19 protein-coding genes and 1 pseudogene are annotated in these 20,721 nt (G+C 69.7%); 10 read left to right on the top strand and 10 right to left on the bottom strand.

All coding sequences use genetic code 11. The annotated features are described in order from the left end of the window. Nucleotides 1-11: 11 nt before the first annotated feature. Entirely contained in the window at nt 12-1,139 is a 1,128-nt protein-coding gene (locus tag LCL87_RS02885; protein WP_225016468.1) for a citrate synthase 2, read from the bottom strand. 227 nt (nt 1,140-1,366) lie between these two features. On the opposite strand from LCL87_RS02885, the gene pdxH reads away from it, so the two are divergent. From pdxH to LCL87_RS02855, 6 genes and pseudogenes are all read left to right on the top strand, one after another. Beyond that, complete coding sequence (gene pdxH / locus LCL87_RS02880; RefSeq protein WP_225016454.1) at nt 1,367-2,017, top strand: pyridoxamine 5'-phosphate oxidase; 651 nt, start codon at nt 1,367-1,369, stop codon at nt 2,015-2,017. Beyond that, complete coding sequence (locus tag LCL87_RS02875) at nt 2,017-3,297, top strand: MFS transporter (RefSeq protein ID WP_225016692.1); 1,281 nt, start codon at nt 2,017-2,019, stop codon at nt 3,295-3,297. Before pdxH ends, LCL87_RS02875 begins: the two co-directional genes overlap by 1 nt. After that, entirely contained in the window at nt 3,290-4,210 is a 921-nt protein-coding gene (locus tag LCL87_RS02870) for a carbohydrate kinase family protein (protein WP_225016452.1), read from the top strand. Before LCL87_RS02875 ends, LCL87_RS02870 begins: the two co-directional genes overlap by 8 nt. A 57-nt stretch (nt 4,211-4,267) precedes the next feature. Then, complete coding sequence (locus LCL87_RS02865) at nt 4,268-5,566, top strand: citrate synthase (protein ID WP_225016450.1); 1,299 nt, start codon at nt 4,268-4,270, stop codon at nt 5,564-5,566. A gap of 37 nt (nt 5,567-5,603) precedes the next feature. After that, nucleotides 5,604-5,954 (top strand): annotated as a pseudogene (locus LCL87_RS02860) (FKBP-type peptidyl-prolyl cis-trans isomerase); the annotation flags it as partial. 9 nt (nt 5,955-5,963) lie between these two features. After that, entirely contained in the window at nt 5,964-6,329 is a 366-nt protein-coding gene (locus tag LCL87_RS02855) for an FKBP-type peptidyl-prolyl cis-trans isomerase (RefSeq protein WP_510850685.1), read from the top strand. A 35-nt stretch (nt 6,330-6,364) separates the two neighbouring features. On the opposite strand, the gene LCL87_RS02850 is transcribed toward LCL87_RS02855, so the two are convergent. The 8 genes from LCL87_RS02850 to LCL87_RS02815 all read right to left on the bottom strand — a co-directional run bounded on the left by LCL87_RS02850 (nt 6,365) and on the right by LCL87_RS02815 (nt 15,387). Next, nucleotides 6,365-6,823: a nitroreductase/quinone reductase family protein gene (locus tag LCL87_RS02850; RefSeq protein WP_225016442.1), complete on the bottom strand. Its 459-nt coding sequence runs from the start codon at nt 6,821-6,823 to the stop codon at nt 6,365-6,367. A gap of 129 nt (nt 6,824-6,952) precedes the next feature. Next, nucleotides 6,953-8,041, bottom strand: a complete 1,089-nt coding sequence (locus LCL87_RS02845; protein WP_225016441.1) for an alpha/beta hydrolase — start codon at nt 8,039-8,041, stop codon at nt 6,953-6,955. Nucleotides 8,042-8,193: 152 nt separating this feature from the next. Further along, complete coding sequence (locus LCL87_RS02840) at nt 8,194-10,584, bottom strand: lysylphosphatidylglycerol synthase transmembrane domain-containing protein (RefSeq protein ID WP_225016439.1); 2,391 nt, start codon at nt 10,582-10,584, stop codon at nt 8,194-8,196. After that, nucleotides 10,574-11,878 carry a sensor histidine kinase gene (locus tag LCL87_RS02835; RefSeq protein ID WP_225016437.1) on the bottom strand — a complete coding sequence of 435 codons (1,305 nt, stop codon included), beginning with the start codon at nt 11,876-11,878 and terminating at the stop codon, nt 10,574-10,576. Before LCL87_RS02835 ends, LCL87_RS02840 begins: the two co-directional genes overlap by 11 nt. Then, nucleotides 11,875-12,615 (bottom strand): response regulator transcription factor, encoded by a 741-nt coding sequence (locus tag LCL87_RS02830; protein ID WP_225016434.1) that lies wholly within the window; start codon nt 12,613-12,615, stop codon nt 11,875-11,877. Before LCL87_RS02830 ends, LCL87_RS02835 begins: the two co-directional genes overlap by 4 nt. 5 nt (nt 12,616-12,620) lie before the next feature. Continuing rightward, nucleotides 12,621-13,073, bottom strand: coding sequence for a MarR family transcriptional regulator (locus LCL87_RS02825; protein WP_225016432.1), 453 nt, complete (start codon nt 13,071-13,073; stop codon nt 12,621-12,623). 34 nt (nt 13,074-13,107) lie between these two features. Continuing rightward, nucleotides 13,108-14,436 carry a DUF1214 domain-containing protein gene (locus LCL87_RS02820; protein ID WP_225016430.1) on the bottom strand — a complete coding sequence of 443 codons (1,329 nt, stop codon included), beginning with the start codon at nt 14,434-14,436 and terminating at the stop codon, nt 13,108-13,110. 105 nt (nt 14,437-14,541) lie between these two features. Continuing rightward, a complete protein-coding gene (locus tag LCL87_RS02815; protein WP_225016429.1) occupies nt 14,542-15,387 on the bottom strand; it encodes a fumarylacetoacetate hydrolase family protein in 846 nt (281 codons plus the stop codon). A gap of 124 nt (nt 15,388-15,511) precedes the next feature. On the opposite strand from LCL87_RS02815, the gene LCL87_RS02810 reads away from it, so the two are divergent. Together LCL87_RS02810 and LCL87_RS02805 are read left to right on the top strand one after the other, a co-directional pair. Beyond that, complete coding sequence (locus tag LCL87_RS02810) at nt 15,512-16,186, top strand: GntR family transcriptional regulator (RefSeq protein WP_225016427.1); 675 nt, start codon at nt 15,512-15,514, stop codon at nt 16,184-16,186. Next, entirely contained in the window at nt 16,179-17,510 is a 1,332-nt protein-coding gene (locus LCL87_RS02805) for a cryptochrome/photolyase family protein (protein ID WP_225016426.1), read from the top strand. Before LCL87_RS02810 ends, LCL87_RS02805 begins: the two co-directional genes overlap by 8 nt. Here LCL87_RS02805 and LCL87_RS02800 read toward each other — a convergent pair. Further along, nucleotides 17,503-18,903 carry a DUF1254 domain-containing protein gene (locus tag LCL87_RS02800; RefSeq protein WP_225016424.1) on the bottom strand — a complete coding sequence of 467 codons (1,401 nt, stop codon included), beginning with the start codon at nt 18,901-18,903 and terminating at the stop codon, nt 17,503-17,505. The two genes, LCL87_RS02805 and LCL87_RS02800, sit on opposite strands and share 8 nt — an antisense overlap. Before the next feature lie 150 nt (nt 18,904-19,053). Between LCL87_RS02800 and LCL87_RS02795 the strand changes: the two genes are divergently transcribed. Further along, nucleotides 19,054-19,410 (top strand): hypothetical protein, encoded by a 357-nt coding sequence (locus LCL87_RS02795; RefSeq protein WP_225016422.1) that lies wholly within the window; start codon nt 19,054-19,056, stop codon nt 19,408-19,410. A gap of 95 nt (nt 19,411-19,505) precedes the next feature. Further along, nucleotides 19,506-20,705, top strand: coding sequence for an NADH:flavin oxidoreductase (locus tag LCL87_RS02790; RefSeq protein WP_225016420.1), 1,200 nt, complete (start codon nt 19,506-19,508; stop codon nt 20,703-20,705). Nucleotides 20,706-20,721: the final 16 nt, after the last annotated feature.

Genomic DNA, 20,721 nt, shown 5'->3' with positions numbered 1-20,721 from the left:
TCCAGCTGTTTCTAGCTGTGCGAAATCTGGTCCCAGCCCTCGACCGACTCGGGGGTGCGGGGTGCGGGGCCGGTGTAGATCGCGGCGGGGCGGACGAGCTTGTCCAGCCGCTTCTGCTCCATGATGTGCGCGCACCAGCCGGCGGTGCGGCCACACGTGAACATCGCGGGCATCATGTGCGCGGGAACCTCGGCGAAATCGAGGATCACCGCCGCCCAGAACTCGACGTTCGTCTCGATCGCACGATCGGGGCGACGCTCACGGAGTTCGGCGAGCGCGGCCTGCTCGAGCGCCGCGGCGACCTCGAAGCGAGGAGCGTTGAGGCGCTTGGCAGTAGCGCGAAGCACCCGGGCCCGCGGGTCCTCGGCCCGGTACACCCGGTGCCCGAAGCCCATGAGCTTTTCCTTGCGGTCGAGGATGCCCTTGACCAGCGCGCGGGCATCGCCGGTGCGCTCGGTCTCCTCGATCATCGGCAGGACGCGGGCGGGGGCGCCGCCGTGCAGCGGGCCGGACATCGCGCCGATCGCGCCGGACAGCGACGCCGCGACGTCGGCGCCCGTGGAGGCGATGACGCGGGCGGTGAAGGTGGAGGCGTTCATGCCGTGCTCGGCCGCCGACACCCAGTACGCGTCGATGGCCTCGACGTGCGCCGGGTCCGGGTCACCCTTCCAGCGCGTCATGAAACGGGAGGTGACGGTGGGGCATTCGTCGATGAGCTTCTGCGGCACGGCCGGCTGGTAGATGCCGCGCGCGGACTGCGCGACGTACGACAGCGCCATCACCGAGGCACGCGCAAGGTTCTCGCGGGCGGTCTCGTCGTCGATGTCGAGCAGCGGCTGGTAGCCCCAGATCGGGGCGAGCATCGCGAGGCCGGCCTGCACGTCGACGCGGACGTCGCCGGTGTGGATGGGCAGCGGGAACGGCTCGGCCGGCGGCAGACCGGGGCCGAAACGGCCGTCCACGAGCAGCGCCCACACGTTGCCGAACGTGACGCGGCGGGCGACCAGGTCCTCGATGTCGACACCGCGGTAGCGCAGCGCGCCGCCGTCCTTGTCGGGCTCGGCGATGTCGGTGGTGAAGGCGACGACGCCTTCGAGGCCGCTGACGAAATCCTCGGGTACTACAGCGCTGGGTGCCATTGCTCCTGGACTCTCCTCATCCGAGTGCCGCCCGTGCGAGCTGCACTGCCTATGTCAGCCTTCGACTACTGCGTAATGGGGGGTCGAGATACTCCGTCGGGCCTGGTGCTAATCAAACTCTAGCCGGTGTCACCGGTCACCCGGCCAGCGACTACCCAGGGGTAGCGTCAGGGGCTGTGTCGTCAGATTCCCGCCGCCGGGATCCCCGGAATTCCGATCTCTCCGCGATGAGGGTGAGCTACGGCGAAATCGGGCCGCAGCGACCCGTCGTCGAACCCGATCTGGAACCGTCCTGGCTCGACGACGGATGGGTCGCATTGGCACGACGGTGGGTCGAGGAGGCCGTCGAGGCCGGACTGCCGGAGCCGAACGCGATGGTGCTCGGCACCGTAGACGCGGATGGGCACCCGTGCACCCGGACGGTGCTGTGCAAGGGATTCGACGCGGACGGCGTTCAGTTCTTCACCAACTACGACTCCGACAAGGGCCGCCAGCTTGCGGCCACGCCGTACGCGTCGGTGACGTTCACGTGGATGCCGCTGGCGCACCAGCTCACGGTTCGCGGCCCCGTGGAGAAAACCAGCGAGAACACGACGACCGAGTACTGGAACAGCCGTCCGCGAGGCTCCCGGCTCGGCGCGTGGGCGTCGAACCAGTCCCGTCCGATCGACACGCGCGCGGACCTCGAAGCTCAACTCGTCGACGCGGGGCGACGTTTCGGCGTCGACGGCGACATTCCGCTGCCTCCGCACTGGGGCGGTTTCCGGATCCGGCCCGAATCGGTCGAGTTCTGGCAGGGGCGGCCCAACCGCATGCACAACCGGATCCGTACGCGTTTCGTCGACGGCGCCTGGACCGTCGAGCGTCTGCAGCCGTGATGAGAGGACTGCTCGCCGACGTCACCCCGCTCCGAAACCAGGACTACCGGCGCCTGTGGACCAGCGGCATCGTCACCGTCATCGGAGGCCAGCTCACCGTCGTCGCGGTGCCGCTGCAGATCTTCGCGATCACCCAGAACTCGGCCTACGTCGGACTCGCCGGCATCTTCGGGCTCGTGCCGCTGGTGGTGTTCGGGCTGTGGGGCGGTGCGCTCGCGGACGTCATGGATCGCCGCAAGCTGATCATCATCACGACGCTGGGCATGATCGGCACGTCGCTGCTGCTGTGGCTGCAGGCCGCCGCGAACACGAACAACGTGTGGCTGCTGCTATGCCTGTTCTCGCTGCAACAGGTGTTCTTCGCGGTGAACTCGCCCACCCGCAGCGCGATCATCCCGCGCCTGCTGCCGATGAACGACCTGCCCGCGGCGAACTCGCTCAACATGACGGTGATGCAGTTCGGCGCCATCGCCGGGCCGCTGCTCGCGGGCGTCCTCATCCCCGCGGCCGGGCTGTCCACGGTGTACCTGCTCGACTCGATCGCGCTGCTCGCGACGCTGTGGGCGGTGATCAAGCTGCCGGCGCTGCCGCCGACCGGTCCCGCCCGCCGCGCCGGACTGCGAGCCGTGGGGGAGGGCTTCGCGTACCTCGCCACCCAGAAGGTGCTGCTGGCGTCGTTCGTCGTCGACATCATCGCGATGGTGTTCGGTATGCCGCGGGCGCTGTTCCCGGAGATCGCGCACGAATCGTTCGGCGACCCGCTCGACGGCGGTGTCGCCCTCGGCCTGCTGTTCGCGGCGATGTCGGCGGGCGCCGTGCTCGGTGGGGTGTTCTCCGGGTGGCTGCCCCGGATCCGGTTCCAGGGGCGCGCCGTCGTGATCTGCATCGTGCTGTGGGGCCTGGCGATGGTCGGGTTCGGTGTGGTCATCGGCGTCGCGAACCCGGACAGTCCGGCGTTCCTGTTGTGGCTCGCGCTCGCGTTCCTCGCGTTCGGCGGCGCCGTCGACATGGTCTCCGCGGCGCTGCGCAGCACGATGCTGCAGCAGGTGGCCACCGACGACATGCGCGGACGACTGCAGGGTGTGTTCACCGTCGTCGTGGCTGGCGGGCCGCGAATCGGCGACGTCCTGCACGGCGCCGCGGCGTACTACTTCGGCACGGCCGTCGCGTCGGCCGGCGGCGGAATCCTGGTGGTGGTCGGCGTCGTCGCCTCGATCGTGGCCTTCCCGGCATTCATGCGATACCGGGTCAGCCGGACGGGACAGCCCGAACATGTCTGACCCGCGAATCCTGGTGTGCGGCGAGGCGCTCGTCGACCTCGTCCCGGCCGGCGCCGAGTCGTTCGACGCACGGCTCGGCGGCGGGCCGTTCAACGTCGCCGTCGCGCTCGGACGTCTCGGCAGTCCGGTGGCGTTCTGTTCGCGTCTCTCCACCGACGCGTTCGGCGACCGGTTGCTCGCGGCGCTCACCGCGTCGGGCGTCGACACCGGGACCGTCCAGCGCGGGCCCGAGCCCACCACCCTCGCGGTCGCGGGCATCGGACCGGACGGCGGTGCGCGCTACACCTTCTACGCCGACGGCACCGCCGACCGGCTCGTCGAAGATCCCGGCCGTCTCCCGGACTCGGTCGCGGCGGCGTCCTTCGGGACGCTGTCGCTCGTGTTCGAACCCGGCGCGAGCGTCTACACGGATCTGCTCCGCCGCTGCCACGACGAGGGGCGGCTGACGGTCCTCGACCCCAATATCCGTCCGGCCGTCTTTCCCGACGACTATCGCCGCCGTTTCACCGAACTGCTGCCGTGGGTCGATGTCGTGAAGGTCTCCGACGACGATGTCCAGTGGCTGGGACGCGGTGTGGACGGCACGACGCCGGAGCAGTGGCTCGACCGGGGAGTGGCCGCCGTCGTCACCACACACGGGGCGGACGGGCTGAGCGTGCGGACGCGGTCGCTGACCGTGCGCGTGCCGGGCGTTCCGGTTTCCGTCGTCGACACCATCGGTGCAGGTGACACCGTTCAGGCGGCGCTTCTCCACCGGCTCGACCGCCGTGGACTCCTCGGTCGGAATTCGGTAACGGGGCTCGACGGGGGACAATGGCAGGACGCCCTGGAATTCGCGGCACGCGCGGCGGCGATCACCGTTTCGCGGGCCGGTGCGGACCCTCCGTGGGCAGCGCGCCTGACGGGCGGCTAGTTTCTACTTGAATGTTACGAAGTTACTCACTGGTCTGAGTTTGAGAGGGATCCTTCCGTGCCCGCTGAGAATGACAACAAACCCACACTCAGCTACCCCGGTGGCGAGCACACGATGTCCATCGCCAAGGCGACTGAAGGCAACGACGGCATCGAGCTGGGCAAGCTCCTTGCCAACACTGGTTACACGACGCTCGACCCGGGCTTCGTCAATACCGCGTCCACCAGTTCCGCTATTACCTACATCGACGGCGACAAGGGCATCCTGCGTTACCGCGGGTACCCGATCGAGGAGCTCGCGGAGCGCTCGACGTTCATCGAGGTCAGCTACCTGCTGATCTACGGGGAGCTGCCCACCGAAGCCCAGCTCGAGGTGTTCACGGACAAGATCCGTCGCCACACCCTCCTGCACGAGGACCTCAAGCGGTTCTTCGACGGCTTCCCGCGCAACGCGCACCCGATGCCGGTGCTCTCCTCCGCGGTCAACGCGCTGTCCGCGTACTACCAGGACTCGCTGGACCCGGATGATCCGGAGCAGGTCGAGCTGTCCACCACCCGCCTGCTGGCGAAGATGCCGACCATCGCGGCGTACGCGTACAAGAAGTCCGTCGGACAGCCGTTCCTGTACCCGGACAACTCGCTCTCGCTGGTCGAGAACTTCCTCCGGATGACGTTCGGCTTCCCGGCCGAGCCGTACGAGGTCGATCCCGAGGTCGCCAAGGCGCTCGACATGCTGCTGATCCTGCACGCCGACCACGAGCAGAACTGCTCGACGTCGACCGTCCGCATGGTCGGCTCGTCGGACGCGAACCTGTTCACGTCGGTCTCCGCCGGTATCAACGCGCTGTGGGGCCCGCTGCACGGCGGCGCCAACCAGGCCGTGCTCGAGATGCTCGACGAGATCAAGGCCGGCGGCGGCGACGTCAAGGAGTTCGTCCGCAAGGTCAAGAACAAGGAAGACGGCGTGAAGCTCATGGGCTTCGGGCACCGCGTCTACCGCAACTACGATCCGCGCGCTGCGATCGCCAAGAAGGCCGCGGACACGATCCTCGGCAAGCTCGGCGGCGACGACGAGCTGCTCCAGATCGCGAAGTCGCTCGAGGAAGCCGCGCTCACCGATGAGTACTTCATCGAGCGCAAGCTGTACCCGAACGTGGACTTCTACACGGGCCTGATCTACCGCGCGATGGGCTTCCCGACCCGGATGTTCACCGTGCTGTTCGCGATGGGTCGGCTGCCCGGCTGGATCGCGCACTGGCGTGAGATGCACGAGGATCCGGCCACCAAGATCGGTCGTCCGCGTCAGATCTACACCGGCTACACGCAGCGCGACTACGTGGACCTGTCCGCACGCTGACCTGTTTCTGCCCGACTACTACTGATCGGACAACATCATGAGCACCAAGCCCGAGATCGAGTTCCAGGAAGGCCCCGCGCCCACCGAACTCGTCATCAAGGACATCGTCGTCGGTGACGGCCCGGAGGCCACCCCCGGCGCCAAGGTCGAGGTCCACTACGTGGGCGTCGAGTTCGACTCCGGCGAGGAGTTCGACTCCTCGTGGGGCCGCGGCGAGTCCATCACCTTTCCGCTGCAGGGCCTGATCGCAGGCTGGCAGGAAGGCATCCCGGGCATGAAGGTGGGCGGCCGGCGTCAGCTGACCATCCCGCCGGAGCTTGCGTACGGTCCGGCCGGCAGCGGTCACCAGCTGTCCGGCAAGACCCTCGTGTTCGTCATCGACCTGCTCGACGTCGTCGTGCCGCCGAAGCCGCCGGTCATCGAGCCCGCCGATGGCCCGGCCCCGGCCGAGCTGGTCATCGAGGACATCACGGTCGGCGACGGCGCGGAGGCCCAGCCGGGCGGCGTCGTGGATGTGCACTACCACGGTGTCGAGTACGACTCGAACGAGGTGTTCGACTCGTCGTTCCTGCGTGGCGAGTCCGTCGCTTTCCCGCTCAACCGGCTGATCCCGGGCTGGCAGGAAGGCATCCCCGGCATGAAGGTCGGCGGCCGCCGCAAGCTCACGGTTCCGCCGGAGCTCGCGTACGGTCCGGCCGGTGGCGGCCACCAGCTGTCGGGCAAGACGCTGGTGTTCATCATCGACCTGCTGGGTACCCAGTAGTCCTGTAGAGCAACAGAACTCAGGCCCTGCACCGTTCAGTCGGTGCGGGGCCTGAGTTCTATCACCGGCAACTCCCGGTCGGTCTTCTGTTCGTACTTGGTGAACTGCGGGGCCGCCGCCGTGATCGTCGCCCAGGCGTCGGCGCGCTCGGTGTCGTGGAGTTCGCGGGCCGTCACCGGAATCGAGTCACCGCCCACCTCGATCGTCACCTGGTCGGGGTGCGCGGCCAGATTGAGATACCAGGCCGGATTGGCGCGGGCACCGGCCGCCGACGCCACGATGAACCACGTGCCGTCCGGTCCCGCGAACCAGCCGACCGGCGTGGAGCGAGGCTCCCCGCTCTTGCGGCCGACGGTGGTGAGCACGAGGGTGTCCATGCCCATGAACTTGCCGCCACGGCGGACGCGGCCCATCGCGAACTTGTTGACCCAGCGCACCATCCGCCCGTGCGGGGGTTTCGGTCCGCGAGTGCCCTGGGGATTGCTGAAGGTCATGACCGGTCCCGTCGTCGTCGGCTTCCGACGTCAACAGTATGAGCCGCCTCAGGGAGTTGCGGGACGAGAAAGGGCGCCCCGACCGAAGTCGGAGCGCCCTCTGCTCAGCGTGGTGCTGCTGGTGCCGGACTATCCCCGGGGGGTGCCCATGGCGTCGGCCAGCATCGGCCACGAGTTGTTCAGGTCGTCACGCCAGTAGCCCCACGAGTGGGTGCCGGCCGGCTTGAAGTCGAAGTGCGCCTGGTCGCCCATGCCGTTGAAGTTGACGGCGTCGAACAGTCGGTGGGTGCACTCGTTGGTGGCCGCCTCGATGATGCCGCCGACGATGATCTGGTTGGCCAGCGTCCCGACATTGCCGTTGATGCCCTGGCTGTCGAGCGTGTCGTGCGGGCCCGGCAGGCCGGACGCGTTGGCGACGTACAGCTTCGGGCCGCCCTTGAGCTTGCCGATGTTGTAGATCGGGTCGTGTGCCTGCCAGTCCGGGCTGCCGACCGGGCCCCACATGTTCTCGACGTCAGCCGAGCCGCGGGCCGCGATGACGATCTGGATGTAGGTCTGGCCCATCGGGGTCACGGTGTCCGCGCAGCCGCTGTACGCGCCGACGGCCTTGTACAGCTGCGGATCCTTGAGCGCGAGGTTGAACACCGAGGTGCCCGACGTCGAGATGCCGGCCAGCGAGTTGACCTTGGTGGTGCCGAGCGCGGAGTCGACGACCGGCGGCAGTTCCTGCGTCAGGAACGTCTCCCACTTGTTGACGCCGTGCAGGGCGTCGTCGGCCTTCTGCCAGTCGGTGTAGTAGGTGAACGCGCCCTGCATCGGGGTGACCACGTTGACCTGCTTGCCCTGGAAGAAGGTGCCGATGTCGGCCTGCTTCTGCCACGACGCCGAGTCCTCGCCGCCGCCGGCACCGTTGAGCAGGTACAGCGTGGGGGCGGCCTTGGACGTGTCGGCCGGGCGGATGACGTCGAGCGGGATGTCGCGCCCCATCGACTCCGAGCGGACCACCAGGCGGAGCTTGTTCGGGCCGGTCGACGTCGCCGAGACGAGCTTGGTGCCGCCGTTCGCGCGGGCCGCGGACTGGACGTTCGCGGCGTCCGTCGCACCCGGTGTCGCGGCGGTGGCCACTCCGGCTCCGACGAAGACGGGCAGTGCGGCGACCGCCGCAGTCGTGGCGCCGATCAGTGCTTTGAGCCGGCGGGACTTCTGGGTTACGCGCATGCTTTCTCCGCTTCGGTGGTCGGCCGGGAGCAAGGATCAGCTCCGCGGTTCTGAACAGGTGTATATCACTTTCGCTATCGGGACTACGTCTCGATTTGCTACTGGTTGCCGGAAAATTCTTCCGGCGTTCCAGAATTATCGGTCACAAACCATCAGACCATGTCGTTTTTCTGCAACCAGCGCAAGGTCGGCCAGCCGCAGAACACCGGCAGCCAGCAGGTCAGGACGCGGTACAGCAGCACCGACGGTACCGCGATGCCCACCGGCAGCCCGAAGGCGGTCAGGCCACCGATGAGGGCGGCCTCCACCGCGCCCACACCACCGGGGGTGGGCGCGGCCGACGCGAGGGTGCCGCCGATCATCGTGACGATCGTGACCGTGACGAACGTGGTGCCGCCGCCGAACGCCTCGATGCTCGCCCACAGCGCGAGCGCGGCCCCCAAGGTGGTGCCGGCGCTGCCGAGGACGATCAGCATGAAGCGGCCCGGGTTGCGGGCCAGTTGCGCGAGGGATCCGAGCACCTCGGTCAGCTGCGGCCGGACTTCGTTGTTCAGCCACCGCCTGGCCTTGGGGAGGAACGTGAAGGTGCCGATCGCGCCCAACGCGATGCCCGCGATGAGATAGAGCGTCGTGCCCTTGGGGACGAAGTGCGACAGATCGGCGTCGCGTCCGGCCGCGACGCTGAAGAAGATCAGCAGCGCCACGTGGGTGACCACCTGCACGGTCTGCTGCAGGGCCACCGCGGCCGTCGCCCGGACGGTGCCGAGACCGCCCTTCTGGAGGAACCGCACGCTCAGCGCGAGGCCGCCGACGCCGGCCGGGGTGGTGGTGGCGGCGAACGTGTTGGCGACCTGCATGATCACCAGGTGCCGATAGCGCACCAGCTCGGAGGCGCACGCCCACAGCGAGGCCGCGGCGCCGAAGTACGTGAGCGCGGAGACGATCAGGCCGGCCAGCGCCCACCACCAGTTCGCCGTCTTCAGTTCGGTGACGAACGTGGGGACCTGGCTGATGAACGGGTAGGCCACGTAGACCAGACCGATCAGCAGCACCAGCTGGATGATCTGGTTCCGGGTGAACCGGGTGACCTGTTCCGGCGCGATCTTCTCGATGTCGGTCTGGTTGCTCACCTCGTCGCGGATCGCGCCGAGCAGCGCGGACGAGTCGGGAGCCTGTTTGCGCAGCCGCGACGGCATCGCCGACTTCGTGAGCCGGCCCGACGCGGCGAGGATCCGGTCGCGGCCGCGCGCGGTGAGCGCGGCGCGGACCGCCGGCTCCTCCCCGAACAGCGCCGCGGTGGTCAGGAGGAGCTGTGCGGTGTCGGACTGGATCTGCGCCTCCGACGACCCGAGTTCGGCGTAGGTGAAGCCATCGAACAGGGCCTGGCCGTCGTCGATCCGGATCTCCGACGCCCGCAGGTCGCCGTGCGTGATCTGACGGGCGTGCAGTTCGCCGAGCGAGTCCCACAGCATCTCGAGCAGCGTGTCGCGGGGATGCGGGTTGTCCGTGCGGAGCGTCGCGACGGGGGCACCGTGCGAGAGCGGCCGGGCGTAGAGCTGCCAACCGCGGTCCAGGGTGGTGACGGCCATCGGCTTGGATGCCGCGAGCCCCAGGTCGGCGACGGCGATCCCCATCAGCGCCCGATGCTCGACGGCCCGCGCCAACGAGGCGTGCGCGGGCGCGCTCTCGCTGCTGCGGAGGGTGAGCCACTTGGACACCTGGCGGATCGCGCCGCTGCTGCGCTGGTTCTGCCCGTACATTTCGACGATCATCTCGGGCTCGCCGTCGCGGGACGCGCCGAGGATCAGCGGTCCGCTGCCCGCCGTGGTGATGACCCGGAACGCGGTGATCCGGTGGCCCAGGCGCTGCAGCGCCTCCACCGCGGACTCGAGCGGCACCTCCAGCGCGGGGGTGCCCACCACCAGCACGATGACCGCGCCGACGAGATAGCCGACGGCCAGGCCGAGCATCGAGCGGGCCGGCACGATCGAGCTGACGACCAGATGGATCGGTGCGAACAGCAGCAGCAGTGCCCACCACAGGCGTCGCCAGCGCTTCGGTAGCCACGGTCCGGACACCGTCAGGACTGCCGCGAGCATCGCGATCCAGCGTGGATCGTCGAGGAACTGCGACAGGAACGTGTTGAGGCGGTCGGAGACGTCGAGGTGCCAGCGCGGGGCCGCCAGCCCGGATCCGGTGAACGACAGCGCCACGCCGGCGATGAGACCGGCGGCCGCGTACCCGGCGAGCAGCTTCCAGCGGCGGCCCACGATCAGCTGGATCAGGATCGCGAACGGCAGCGCGAGGATAGCGACGCCGTACAGCAGGTAGACGGTGTCCGAGACGCCCGGCGACAGGATGCCGACGATGTCGGACACCGAGGTCTCGAGGGCGTCCCACTCGCTGCGGGTGATCACCGAGCCGGCGATGACCGCGCCGAGCAGGATCAGCGCGACGACGACCCGCAGGATGTCGCTGGTGCGTCGGATCAGCGGCGGCAGCAGGCTGCCGCTGACCGGGATCTCGCGTCCGTCAACTTTCAAGGGTCACCACCAGTCGGGCACCGCCGAGGGGACTGTCCGCGATGTGGGCCGTGCCCCCGTGCAGTCCGGCCTGCTGCGCCACGAGCGCCAGCCCCAGCCCGGAGCCGCCCTTGGCGGCACTGCTGCCGCGCCGGAAGCGCTCGAACACCGCGACCCTCTCCTCGTGCGGGATGCCGTCGCCGTCGTCGTCGACGGTGACCGTGACGGTCCCGGCGTCGTCGCGGCGTGCACCGACGGACACGTGCCGTGCGCCGCCGTGCCGGACGGCGTTGCTGATCGCGTTGTCGATCGAGAGCCGCAGGCCCACCGGCAGGCCGCGCACGACGAGTCCGGGCGGGGCGTCGACGGTGACGGTGAGGCCCGGGTGCAGGCGCTGCGCGTCCTCGGCGGCGAGGTCGCACAGTTCCGTCAGATCGAGGTCGACGTGGTCCTTCTCGCTGGACAGTTCACCGGATGCGAGCCGTTCCAGCGCGGTGAGGGTGGCCTCGAGCCGGCCCTGCGTGCGGGCGAGGTCGGCGAGGATCTCGGCGCGCTGGGCGTCGGACAGGTCGAGGGTCGTGAGGACCTCGAGGTCGGTGCGCATCGCGGTGAGCGGGGTCCGCAGTTCGTGCGCGGACGCGGCCGCGAAGTCGCGGGCGGTGTCGAGTGCGGCCGCGGTGCGTTCCTGCGCGTCGGAGACGTCCTGCAGCATGGCGCCGGCCGCGGCGGCGAGTTCGTCGGCCTCGCGGACCCCGGACGCCGCGGTGGCGAGGTCGCGGTCGCGGCGGCCGACACGCTGGGTGAGCTCGACGAGCGGGCGGACGGCCCGGCCGCCGAACACCCAGCCGAGGCCGGTGGCGGCGACGATCGCGCCTACACCGACGAGCGCGACCTGCTGCTGCTGATCGGTGGTGGGGTCCTTCGCCTCGGCGAGCGGGACGGCCACCGACAGCAGGGACGTGGAGCCGGGACTCAGCGGCGCGGTGAACGCACGGAACGGGGTGCCGGCGACATCGACGGTGTGCGATCCGAGATCGAGTTCGGGCAGCCGACTGGACGTGCTCGAGACGACCTTGTCGCCCGACCGGATCGTCACCGCGAACGCGCCGCCGTCACCGAGGACGTTCAGGAACGGCGCCGCGGCACCGGCATTGACGATCAGCACCCGCGACGCGGTCTCGAGCCGCCGGTCGAGTTGCTGCAGGTTGTTGCGGGCGATCGCGAGGGCCAGATACACGCCGACCGCGGCGACGATGATCGTCGCCCCGAGTGCGGTGGCCGCGGCGACGCGCGCCCGCAGCGACTGCGGCCTCACGTCGGTTCCCGCAGCACGAATCCCACTCCGCGCACGGTGTGCACGAGCCGCGGGGTGCCGTCGATCTCGAACTTGCGGCGCAGATACCCGACGAACACGTCGACCACGTTGGTGTCGGCGACGAAGTCGTAGCCCCACACCAGATCCAGCAGTCGTTCCCGGCTCAGCACCACCCCGGCGTTGCGGGCCAGCACCTCGGTCAGCTCGAATTCCCGCTTGGTGAGGGTGAGTTCGGTGTCGTTCAGCCAGACGCGTCGGCCCGCGACGTCGACCGCCAGGGGGCCGACGGTGATCGGGGGATCGGTGTCGGCCGCGGCGACGGCCGCCGAGCGGCGGCGCAGCATCGCCCGGATCCGGGCGACGAGTTCGGCGAGCACGAACGGCTTGACGAGGTAGTCGTCGGCGCCGGACTCGAGGCCGGCGATGCGGTCATCGACCGAACTGCGGGCGCTGAGCACACAGATCGGGACCTCGTTGCCCTCCCGGCGCAGCGCGGTGACCACACCGGTGCCGTCGAGCACGGGCATGTTCATGTCGAGCACGACGGCGTCGGGTGCCGCGGTCGCGACCACCTTCAGGGCGATCGCCCCGTCCGACGCGGTGAGGACGGTGAAGCCGGACAGGCGGAGCCCACGCTCGAGCGAGGCGAGCACGTCCGGGTCGTCGTCGACGACCAGGACGGTTGCAGTGGCGGTCACCTGAGCATTGTGCCCGGCGGCCGCGGCGTTTCCCCTCATCTTCGTCACTCCTCCGGCCGCGGGCGCACTCGGTCGGAACGTGCGATCAGGGTGTCGGCGACCCGGACGAACGCGTCGAGATCGTGTGGGTCGACGCCGTCGAACAGGTGCTGCGCGGTGCTCGCCCGCAGGTGCCGGACCCGGTCGGCGTCGCGGAGACCGCGGTCGGTGAGCGCGACGAGATGGGCGCGCCGATCCGTCGGGTGCGGGTCCCGGCGCAGGTGCCCGGACTTCTCGAGAGCATCGACCAGCGCGGTCACCTGTCGGGTGCTGCAGCGCAGCGCGCCCGCGAGATCGCGCTGCGTCATCGGCGGATTCTCGAGGACGCACAGCAGGGCGCGGGTCCGCGCGGTCGTCAGCCCGAAATCGCGGGTACCCGACTGCAGCGATGCCGACAGATTCTCCGCGAGCACGTAGGCGCGACCGAGCGCGTCGGCGGCGTCGTGGTGGTCGGGCACGGCGGTGATGCTAGTTCATTGTGAATGCTGTTCACTAAATCGGCGGGCTCGACAGTCGCTGCAGGTAGTCCATGACCCGGCGGTCCAGTCGGGCGCTCCGCTGGGTGGGCGTCACCGCGCCGACGAGCGCGCCGCGTGCGGCGAGTTCTGTGGGCAGGTCCACGACGGCCACCAGGTCCACCGCTCCGACCGCGCCGCTCACGTCGGCGCCGGCGGGCACCGACTGCCAGCGGATGGCGAACAGCCCGGCGTCGATGCCGTCGGTGTCGAGCCAGTTCGCGGTACCGGGATCCTCGGCGGCCACGACGTAGGTGATGGTGCCGTCGGGATTGGGTTCGGCCTGGGCCTGATTGAGGCTCCCGGTCCGGCGCACGTACTCGCGCGCGACGCCCCACGGGTCGGTGAGTTCGAAGCCCAGGTACTTCGCGCCGACCGGGTCGAGGGTGACGACCAGGGCCTGCCCCGGCCCGAGCGCGAAGTGCCCGCTCGTCGCGAAGCCGAAACCGGACGCCCGCAGCCCGGGCGGGGGCTGCACGGTGTTCGCGGGCTTGGCGTAGACGAACGCGTTGTCGTAGTCGAGCCAGTAGCGCCCGACCCGGCGCAGCAGGTCGGCGGTGCGGTCGGCCAGGTCCTCGGTGCTGCGCGGCGCGTCGAGCGGCGGGCCGGCGATTCGTTCGATCGACAACTCCGACGGCGTCTGCGCCGACCAGTCGTCGAGCGAATCGCGCGCGATGAGCAGTCGGGCGCCGGCGGCGGTCCGGATGTGGTTGGCGCCGCCGTCGGCGGGTTCGGGGGAAACCGTGATCGTGAAGGAGCCGTCGGGCTCGATGTGCATGCGGTCGCTGGTGAGGAACCCGAGGATCGGCGCGCCCTCCCTGGTGACCGCGCCGGTGCCGGGGATCTCGCCGTACAGGACGAACGACAGCTGGGACGGGCTGCCTGCGGGCATCCGGCCGTGCACCACGTAGGTGGACGCGCCGTCGACCGCGGCGTGCCGGTGCACGTTGTCGGGGTTGTCGATCCCATAGCCGGAGGCGGGGACGTCGAGCGCGTGCCACTGGTGGGCGGCGTTCGCCTCCCACGAGAACTGCGGCCGGGAGGGGTCGTCGTTGACGATCATCTGGGCCGCGGCCACGGTGATCGCGTCGGCCGCGGCCTCGAGGGTCGCGGCGCCGGCGGCGGTGCGTCCCTGCGGATCGGCCCGGTACATCTCGACGACGTCCCGGCGCGCGGCCTGCACGGCGGGCAGGGCGACAACCTCGTTGACCGCGGTCTCGAAGACGATCTGCTGTGCGGTGTCGAGCACCCCGCCCGGGGCGTTGGACGGCAGGCCGGCGACGGCGAACAGGGGACGATCACTCACGGGCAACTCCTGTCGGCCGGGAACCGGAACAGTCCAGAATTGGAAATAATTCTAGTTTTCGGTTCCCGGCCGTGCGGAGGTTTACGCGAATTGCCTACTTCCTGCCTACTTCGCCCCGGCCACGCAGCGCTGGACGAGCGATCCGATGCCCTCGATGCTGCTGGTCACGACGTTGCCGGGGATCAGGAAGCGTTGCGGGCTGCGGCCGACGCCCACCCCGGCCGGGGTGCCCGTGAAGATCAGGTCGCCCGGCCGCAGTGTGCACACCGCAGACAGGTGCGCGATCAGTTCGGCAACGGGGAACATCATCTGCGCGGTGCGGCCGGACTGGACCGTCTCGCCGTCGATGTCGCACTCGATCGCGAGGTCGTTCCGGTCGGCGAACTCGTCGGGCGTCACCAGCCACGGCCCGGTCGCGCCGAAGCCGGGGAACGACTTGGCCAGCGAGAACTGCGGCGCCGGCCCGGCCATCTGCGACGTCCGCTCCGAGAAGTCCTGTCCCACGGTCAGTCCCGCGACGTACGACCACGCGTCGGCGGCCGCGACGTTCGTCGCCTCGCGGCCGATGACGGCCACCAGTTCCACCTCCCAGTCGACGGTGTCGGTGGGCAGCGTCAGATCGGTCTCGGGACCGGTGAGGCAGCTCGCGAACTTGGTGAACGTGGGCGGCGCGTCCGGCGCGTCCAGCCCGGTCTCGGCCGCGTGGTCGCGGTAGTTGAGGCCGATCGCGAACACCTGGCTCGGCGCCGGGGACGGGGCGCCGAGGTCGCGGCGGTCGAACGTCTCGCCGGTGGTGCCGGGCAGCGTGCGGGCCCAGTCGGTGAACGCCGCCCACTCGGCGTAGACCGCCGCCGGGGCGGGGCCGAAGCGGCCGGAACTGGCGGTGTGGACGTCGACGGCCCGGTCGCCATCGATCAGGACGGTGCGTCCGGAGAGGTTGGCCACGCGCATGACGGTCGTTCCTGTCTGTGGATGAGTAATAGGAGAAGCGAGGCCCAGTAGACCCGAGAAATATCGGAAACGCAATATAATTTCGAAACTTGACTCTCGATTCGGAACGGCCTGTACTGGCGGCATGGCCAGAGCGACCGGTACCCGCGCCGACGAGATCCACGCGCGGCTGCGCGCCGACATCCTCGGCGGCGTCCTCGCGCCGGGGGAGAAGCTCGCCTTCGGACAACTGCAGGCCCGCTACGACGTCAGCACCGGCGTGCTGCGCGAGGTGCTGCCCCGGCTGGTCGAGCAGGGACTCGCGGTGTCGGAGGCGCAGTTGGGGTTCCGGGTGGTCCCGGTGTCGGTGCCGGACCTGGTGGAGCTGACCGACACCCGCGTGTTCGTCGAGTCCGAGGCGCTGCGCCGGTCGATCGCGCACGGCGACGTCGAATGGGAGTCGGCGGTTCTCGCGGCGCGGCACCGGCTGTCGCGGACCGCGTCCGTGGACGCCGACGGCCGGGTCTCCGAGGCGTGGCTCGCGGCGCACAGCGCCTTCCACGGCACCCTGCTGCAGGCCTGCCCCAACACCCGGCTCGTGCACATCGCCGAATCGCTGCGGGACGTCTCGGAGGTGTACCGCTGCTGGAGCGTGCGCAGCCCCGAGTCCACGGCCCGCGACGTCGGCGCCGAGCACGACCGCATCGCCGCGGCCACCGTGGACCGGGACGCCGACCGCGCGGTGGACGAGCTGCGGCGGCACATCGAACTGACGACGGAGTTGCTGATCGCCGGGCAGGGGGCGACCCGCGATGCCTGAGTCGTTGGTCTGGTTCCGGCGTGATCTGCGCGTGGGGGATCTGCCGACGCTGAGCGCGGCGGGGGAGCGGGCGCTGGGGCTGTTCGTGCTCGACGACCGGCTGCTCGGCCCGTCGGGCGGCCCGCGACGAGACTTCCTGTACCGCAGCCTGTCCGCGCTCGACGAGCAACTCGGTGGCCGCCTGCTGGTGGTGCGCGGGGATCCGGTCGAGGTGGTGCCCCGGGTCGCGAAAGCGGTCGACGCGCGGGAAGTGCACGTGAGTGCGGACTACGGACCGTACGGGGTCGAGCGCGACGCGGCCGTCGCGGAACATGTCGATCTGGTGGCCACCGGTTCGCCGTACGCGATCGCACCGGGCCGGGTGACGAAGGACGACGGCAGCCCGTACAAGGTGTTCACGCCGTGGTTCAAGCGCTGGCTCGACCACGGGTGGCGCGGACCGGCCCGCACCGGCGCGGACACGCTCGACTGGATCGACCCCGACGACGTCGACGTGTCGAAGGCGCGCACCGTGATTCCCGACCCCGACGGGCCCGGTCTCCCGGCGGGTGAGGATGCGGCGCTGGGACGCTGGCGCGAGTTCTGCGGCGACGACCTGATCCGCTACGACGACGAACGCGACCGCCCGGACCTGGACACCACCAGTCGGATGTCGGTGTATCTCAAGTTCGGCAACATCCACCCGCGCACGATGCTCGCCGATCTGGCCCGCAAGCGCAGTCACGGCGCCGAGCAGTACCGGCGGCAGGTGGCGTGGCGAGACTTCTACGCCGACATCCTGTTCCAGCGTCCGGACAGCGCCCGACGCAACTACGACGCCAAGTTCGACGCGATCCGCCACGACACCGGACGCGACGCCGACGCGCTGTTCGCGGCGTGGTGCGAGGGCCGCACCGGCTTTCCGATCGTCGACGCCGGCATGCGGCAGTTGGCGGCCGAGGGCTGGATGCACAACCGGGTGCGGATGATCGTCGCGTCGTTCCTCGTGAAGGACCTGCACCTGCCGTGGTGGCGCGGGGCGCGGTTCTTCATGCAGCACCTGGTCGACGGTGATCTGGCGTCGAACCAGCACGGCTGGCAGTGGACGGCCGGATCCGGCACCGACGCCGCACCGTACTTCCGGGTGTTCAACCCGACCGGGCAGGGCGAGAAGTTCGACCCCACCGGCGATTACGTGCGGCGCTGGGTGCCGGAGTTGCGCGGGGTGAGCGGCAAGGCGGTGCACACCCTGAAAGACGCTCGGCCGGAGGCGTATCCGGACCCGATCGTCGACCACGCCGAGGAGCGGCGCGAGGCGCTGGCACGGTACGGCGAGCTCAGCTGAGCGGGGGCATCCGGACGAAATCACCCGGCCGCCACGTGCCGTCGAATGCGCTCTCCTGCGGACCGTAGATCCGCAGGTACGCGAACCAGGAGCGGCCGGGGAGCGTCTCGACCCACAGGTTCTCCACGCCGACCGGGGCATTCGGGCCGAAGTACAGGTCGATCGAGCCCGAGTCGTCCTGTGGCAGTTCGAAGAGCGAGCGCAGGGCAGCCCGGCCCAGCGGAGCCTGTACCTGTGACCGGGTCTGGGCGTCGTAGACGGTGATCGACCAGAACAGGGCGGCGGGAACGGGGGTGGGCACCGTCAGCGTGTATTCGGCGCCGCCGTCGAGGTAGTCGCCTCGCGAGTCCCGTGTCCCGAGCCAGTACAGGGAACCGCCCCCGACCTGCCTTCGGAACATCGCCGGGGACGCGACGATCGCCTGCGCGAACCAGCGGTCGCGGGCCTCGAGATCGAGTCCGGTGGGCGTCTCGAAGTCGGCGTTGTCCGGGACCAATCCCACCCATTCCCACGCACGGTCCGGCCACGCGATCCGGTCGGGGCGGGTGCCGGCGAAGGCGGAGACCAGCATCTGATCCCGGCCGGCCCGGGCCGCGCGTTCGAGGATCCGGGTGGTTCGCGCGTCGGGTGCGAACGGCTCGCCCTTCCGGATCCCGAGTGCGCCGAGCAATCCGTACATGGGCCGGAACTCGTCCACCACCGGTTCCCGGTCGAGGATGCCGTGCAGCACCTTCCAGAACTCGATGCTGTCCTCCCAGCGCAGGCACGTGCTGTCGAGGGCCTTCTCGGTGAAGTCGACGAAGTCGAGGCACTCGGTGTCGGCGCCCAGGCGATGGATCTTCACCTCGCGCAACGCTTTCAGCGCACCGGCGATGTCCCCGCCGACCGGCAGCGCACGCAGTGCCATCAACACCGTGAACGAGTTGGACCGGCCGATGTGGTGACCGGACGGGACGTCGCCGTCGTACCCCGGGGGCAGCACCACGTGCCGTCCGCCCTTCCCCTCGTCGGGGCCGGGGATGCCCATGTCCATGATCCACCGCTGGTGGTGATCGTCGACCAGGCCGATGTACGGGCCGGCCGGGAGTTCGATCACCATCGGCCCGTCCGTCAGATCGAGGGCGGCGGCACCGTACGGCGTGTCGGAGTTGAGCGTGAAACCGACCTGCAGCGGTCCGGTCGACGCGATCCCCACCGCCTCGTTGTCGGCGATGCCGATCTCCCGGTTGCCGTTGAAGATCCCCTCGACGGACACCGTGGGGTACCAGAACCGGTAGGCCGTCACCGCCCGCTGGAAGTCGGCGTCGTCCCGTGCGCGGGCAGCGGACTCCGCCGTCGGGTACCCGCCGGGGAGGTCGTACGGGGCATCGGTCGTCGGGTCCGGAGTCGTCATCGCAGATCCTTCGCTCGGCGGGCGTTCGGTCGTGTCTCACGAATGAACCGCACCGCCGCGCCGCCGGCCTCATCCGTAGAGGGTGAGGGTCGGTTTCGTTCCGCTCGGGTTCGGGTAGATGAGCGGAAGAAGTGACGTGGAAGGAGGCACATGACGCGCGACGTGGAGAAGCGGTGGTCGGACCCGGAGACCTTTCGGCGGGCGGCGCTGTTCGACGCGGCCACGATTGTTCTCGCCCTGATCGCGATGGCCGTCACGATCTCGGTGGGGTCCGGGGCGGGGGACTGCACTCCCGACGAGGGACGACTGTGCACCGACAGCGCACGCATCGTCGTGGTGGTGGTGCCGTCGGCTCTGCTGCTGCTCGGCGGAATCGTTGCTTTCGTCCAGGCCTACCGTGTGTGGCGGCGCAACGGGACGTGGCCGGTCTGGCAGGCAGCGGGCTGGTTTCTGTTCGTCCTGATGCTCGTGTATCTGGGCATTGCGGTGCGCAGCGTGGCCGGGTGAGCACGGATTCGAACGTCCCACCCAGTGGACACCCCCACTTTCGAGACCGCTGGCATCGGTATACCCTCGGGCCGCTCCCGACGGAAGGATTCGCAGTGTCCCAGATCACTCCCCTTGATGTGTTCGCGCCTGCCAAGCTCGGCCCGATCACGCTGCGCAATCGGATCATCAAGTCCGCGACGTTCGAGGGGCGCACCCCTAAGGCACTGGTCACGGACGAATTGATCGAGTTCCACCGTCAGCCCGCGGCCGGCGGTGTCGGCATGACCACCGTTGCGTACTGCGCCGTGCAGCCCGAGGGGCGCACCGAGCGCGGTCAGCTGTGGATGCGGCCCGAGGTGGTGCCCGGCCTCCGGAAGCTCACCGATGCGATCCACGCCGAGGGTGCGGCGGCGTCGGCGCAGATCGGGCACGCCGGTCCCGTCGCGAACGAGAAGTCGAACGGGCTGCCTGCCCTGGCACCGTCGATGTCGTTCAACCCGATGAGCATGAAGAAGATCCATGCCGCGACCGCCGCCGACATCGCCCGGATCACGCAGGCGCACGCCGACGCGGCCACGTTCGCGATCGAGGGCGGCTTCGACGCCGTCGAGATCCACTTCGGCCACAACTACTTCGCGAGTTCTTTCCTGAGCCCCAAGCTGAACAAGCGCAAGGACAACTACGGCGGATCGCTCGCGAACCGGGCCCGCATCGTGCTGGAGACGGCGCGCGCCGTGCGGGAGGCGGTCGGCGACCGGATCGCGATCCTCGCCAAGCTCAACATGGACGACGGCGTGCCCGGCGGATTCTGGGTGGACGAGGCGATCCAGGTGGCGCAGTGGCTCGAGGCCGACGGCAGCCTCGACGCGCTCGAACTGACCATGGGTAGCTCGCTGCTCAACCCGATGTACCTGTTCAAGGGCGACGCCCCGGTCCGCGACTTCGCGGCCGCGATGCCGCAGCCGGTCAAGCTCGGTGTGCAGTTGGTCGGCAAGGCGTTCATCAAGACCTACCCCTACGAGCCGCTGTTCATGCTCGAGGAGGCCCGACAGATCCGCGCGGCCGTGAAGATGCCGCTGGTGCTGCTCGGCGGTGTCACCGACAAGGCCGGCATGGACACCGCGATGGAGGAGGGGTTCGAGTTCGTCGCGATGGCCCGCGCGCTGCTGCGGGAGCCCGACCTGATCAACCGGATCCAGGCCGAGTCCCGCACGCGGTCGCTGTGCATCCACTGCAACAAGTGCATGCCGACGATCTTCTCGGGCGCCCGCTGCGTGCTGGTCGACCCGGGGCCGGTGCGCATCGGCGGCTGACGCCGTCGCGTCCTGG

The organism is Prescottella equi, from assembly GCF_020171745.1.
Lineage (GTDB): Bacteria > Actinomycetota > Actinomycetes > Mycobacteriales > Mycobacteriaceae > Prescottella > Prescottella equi_A.
The sequence above is the reverse complement of the archived record's forward strand: the minus strand, read 5'-3'. Positions and strand labels throughout refer to the sequence as shown.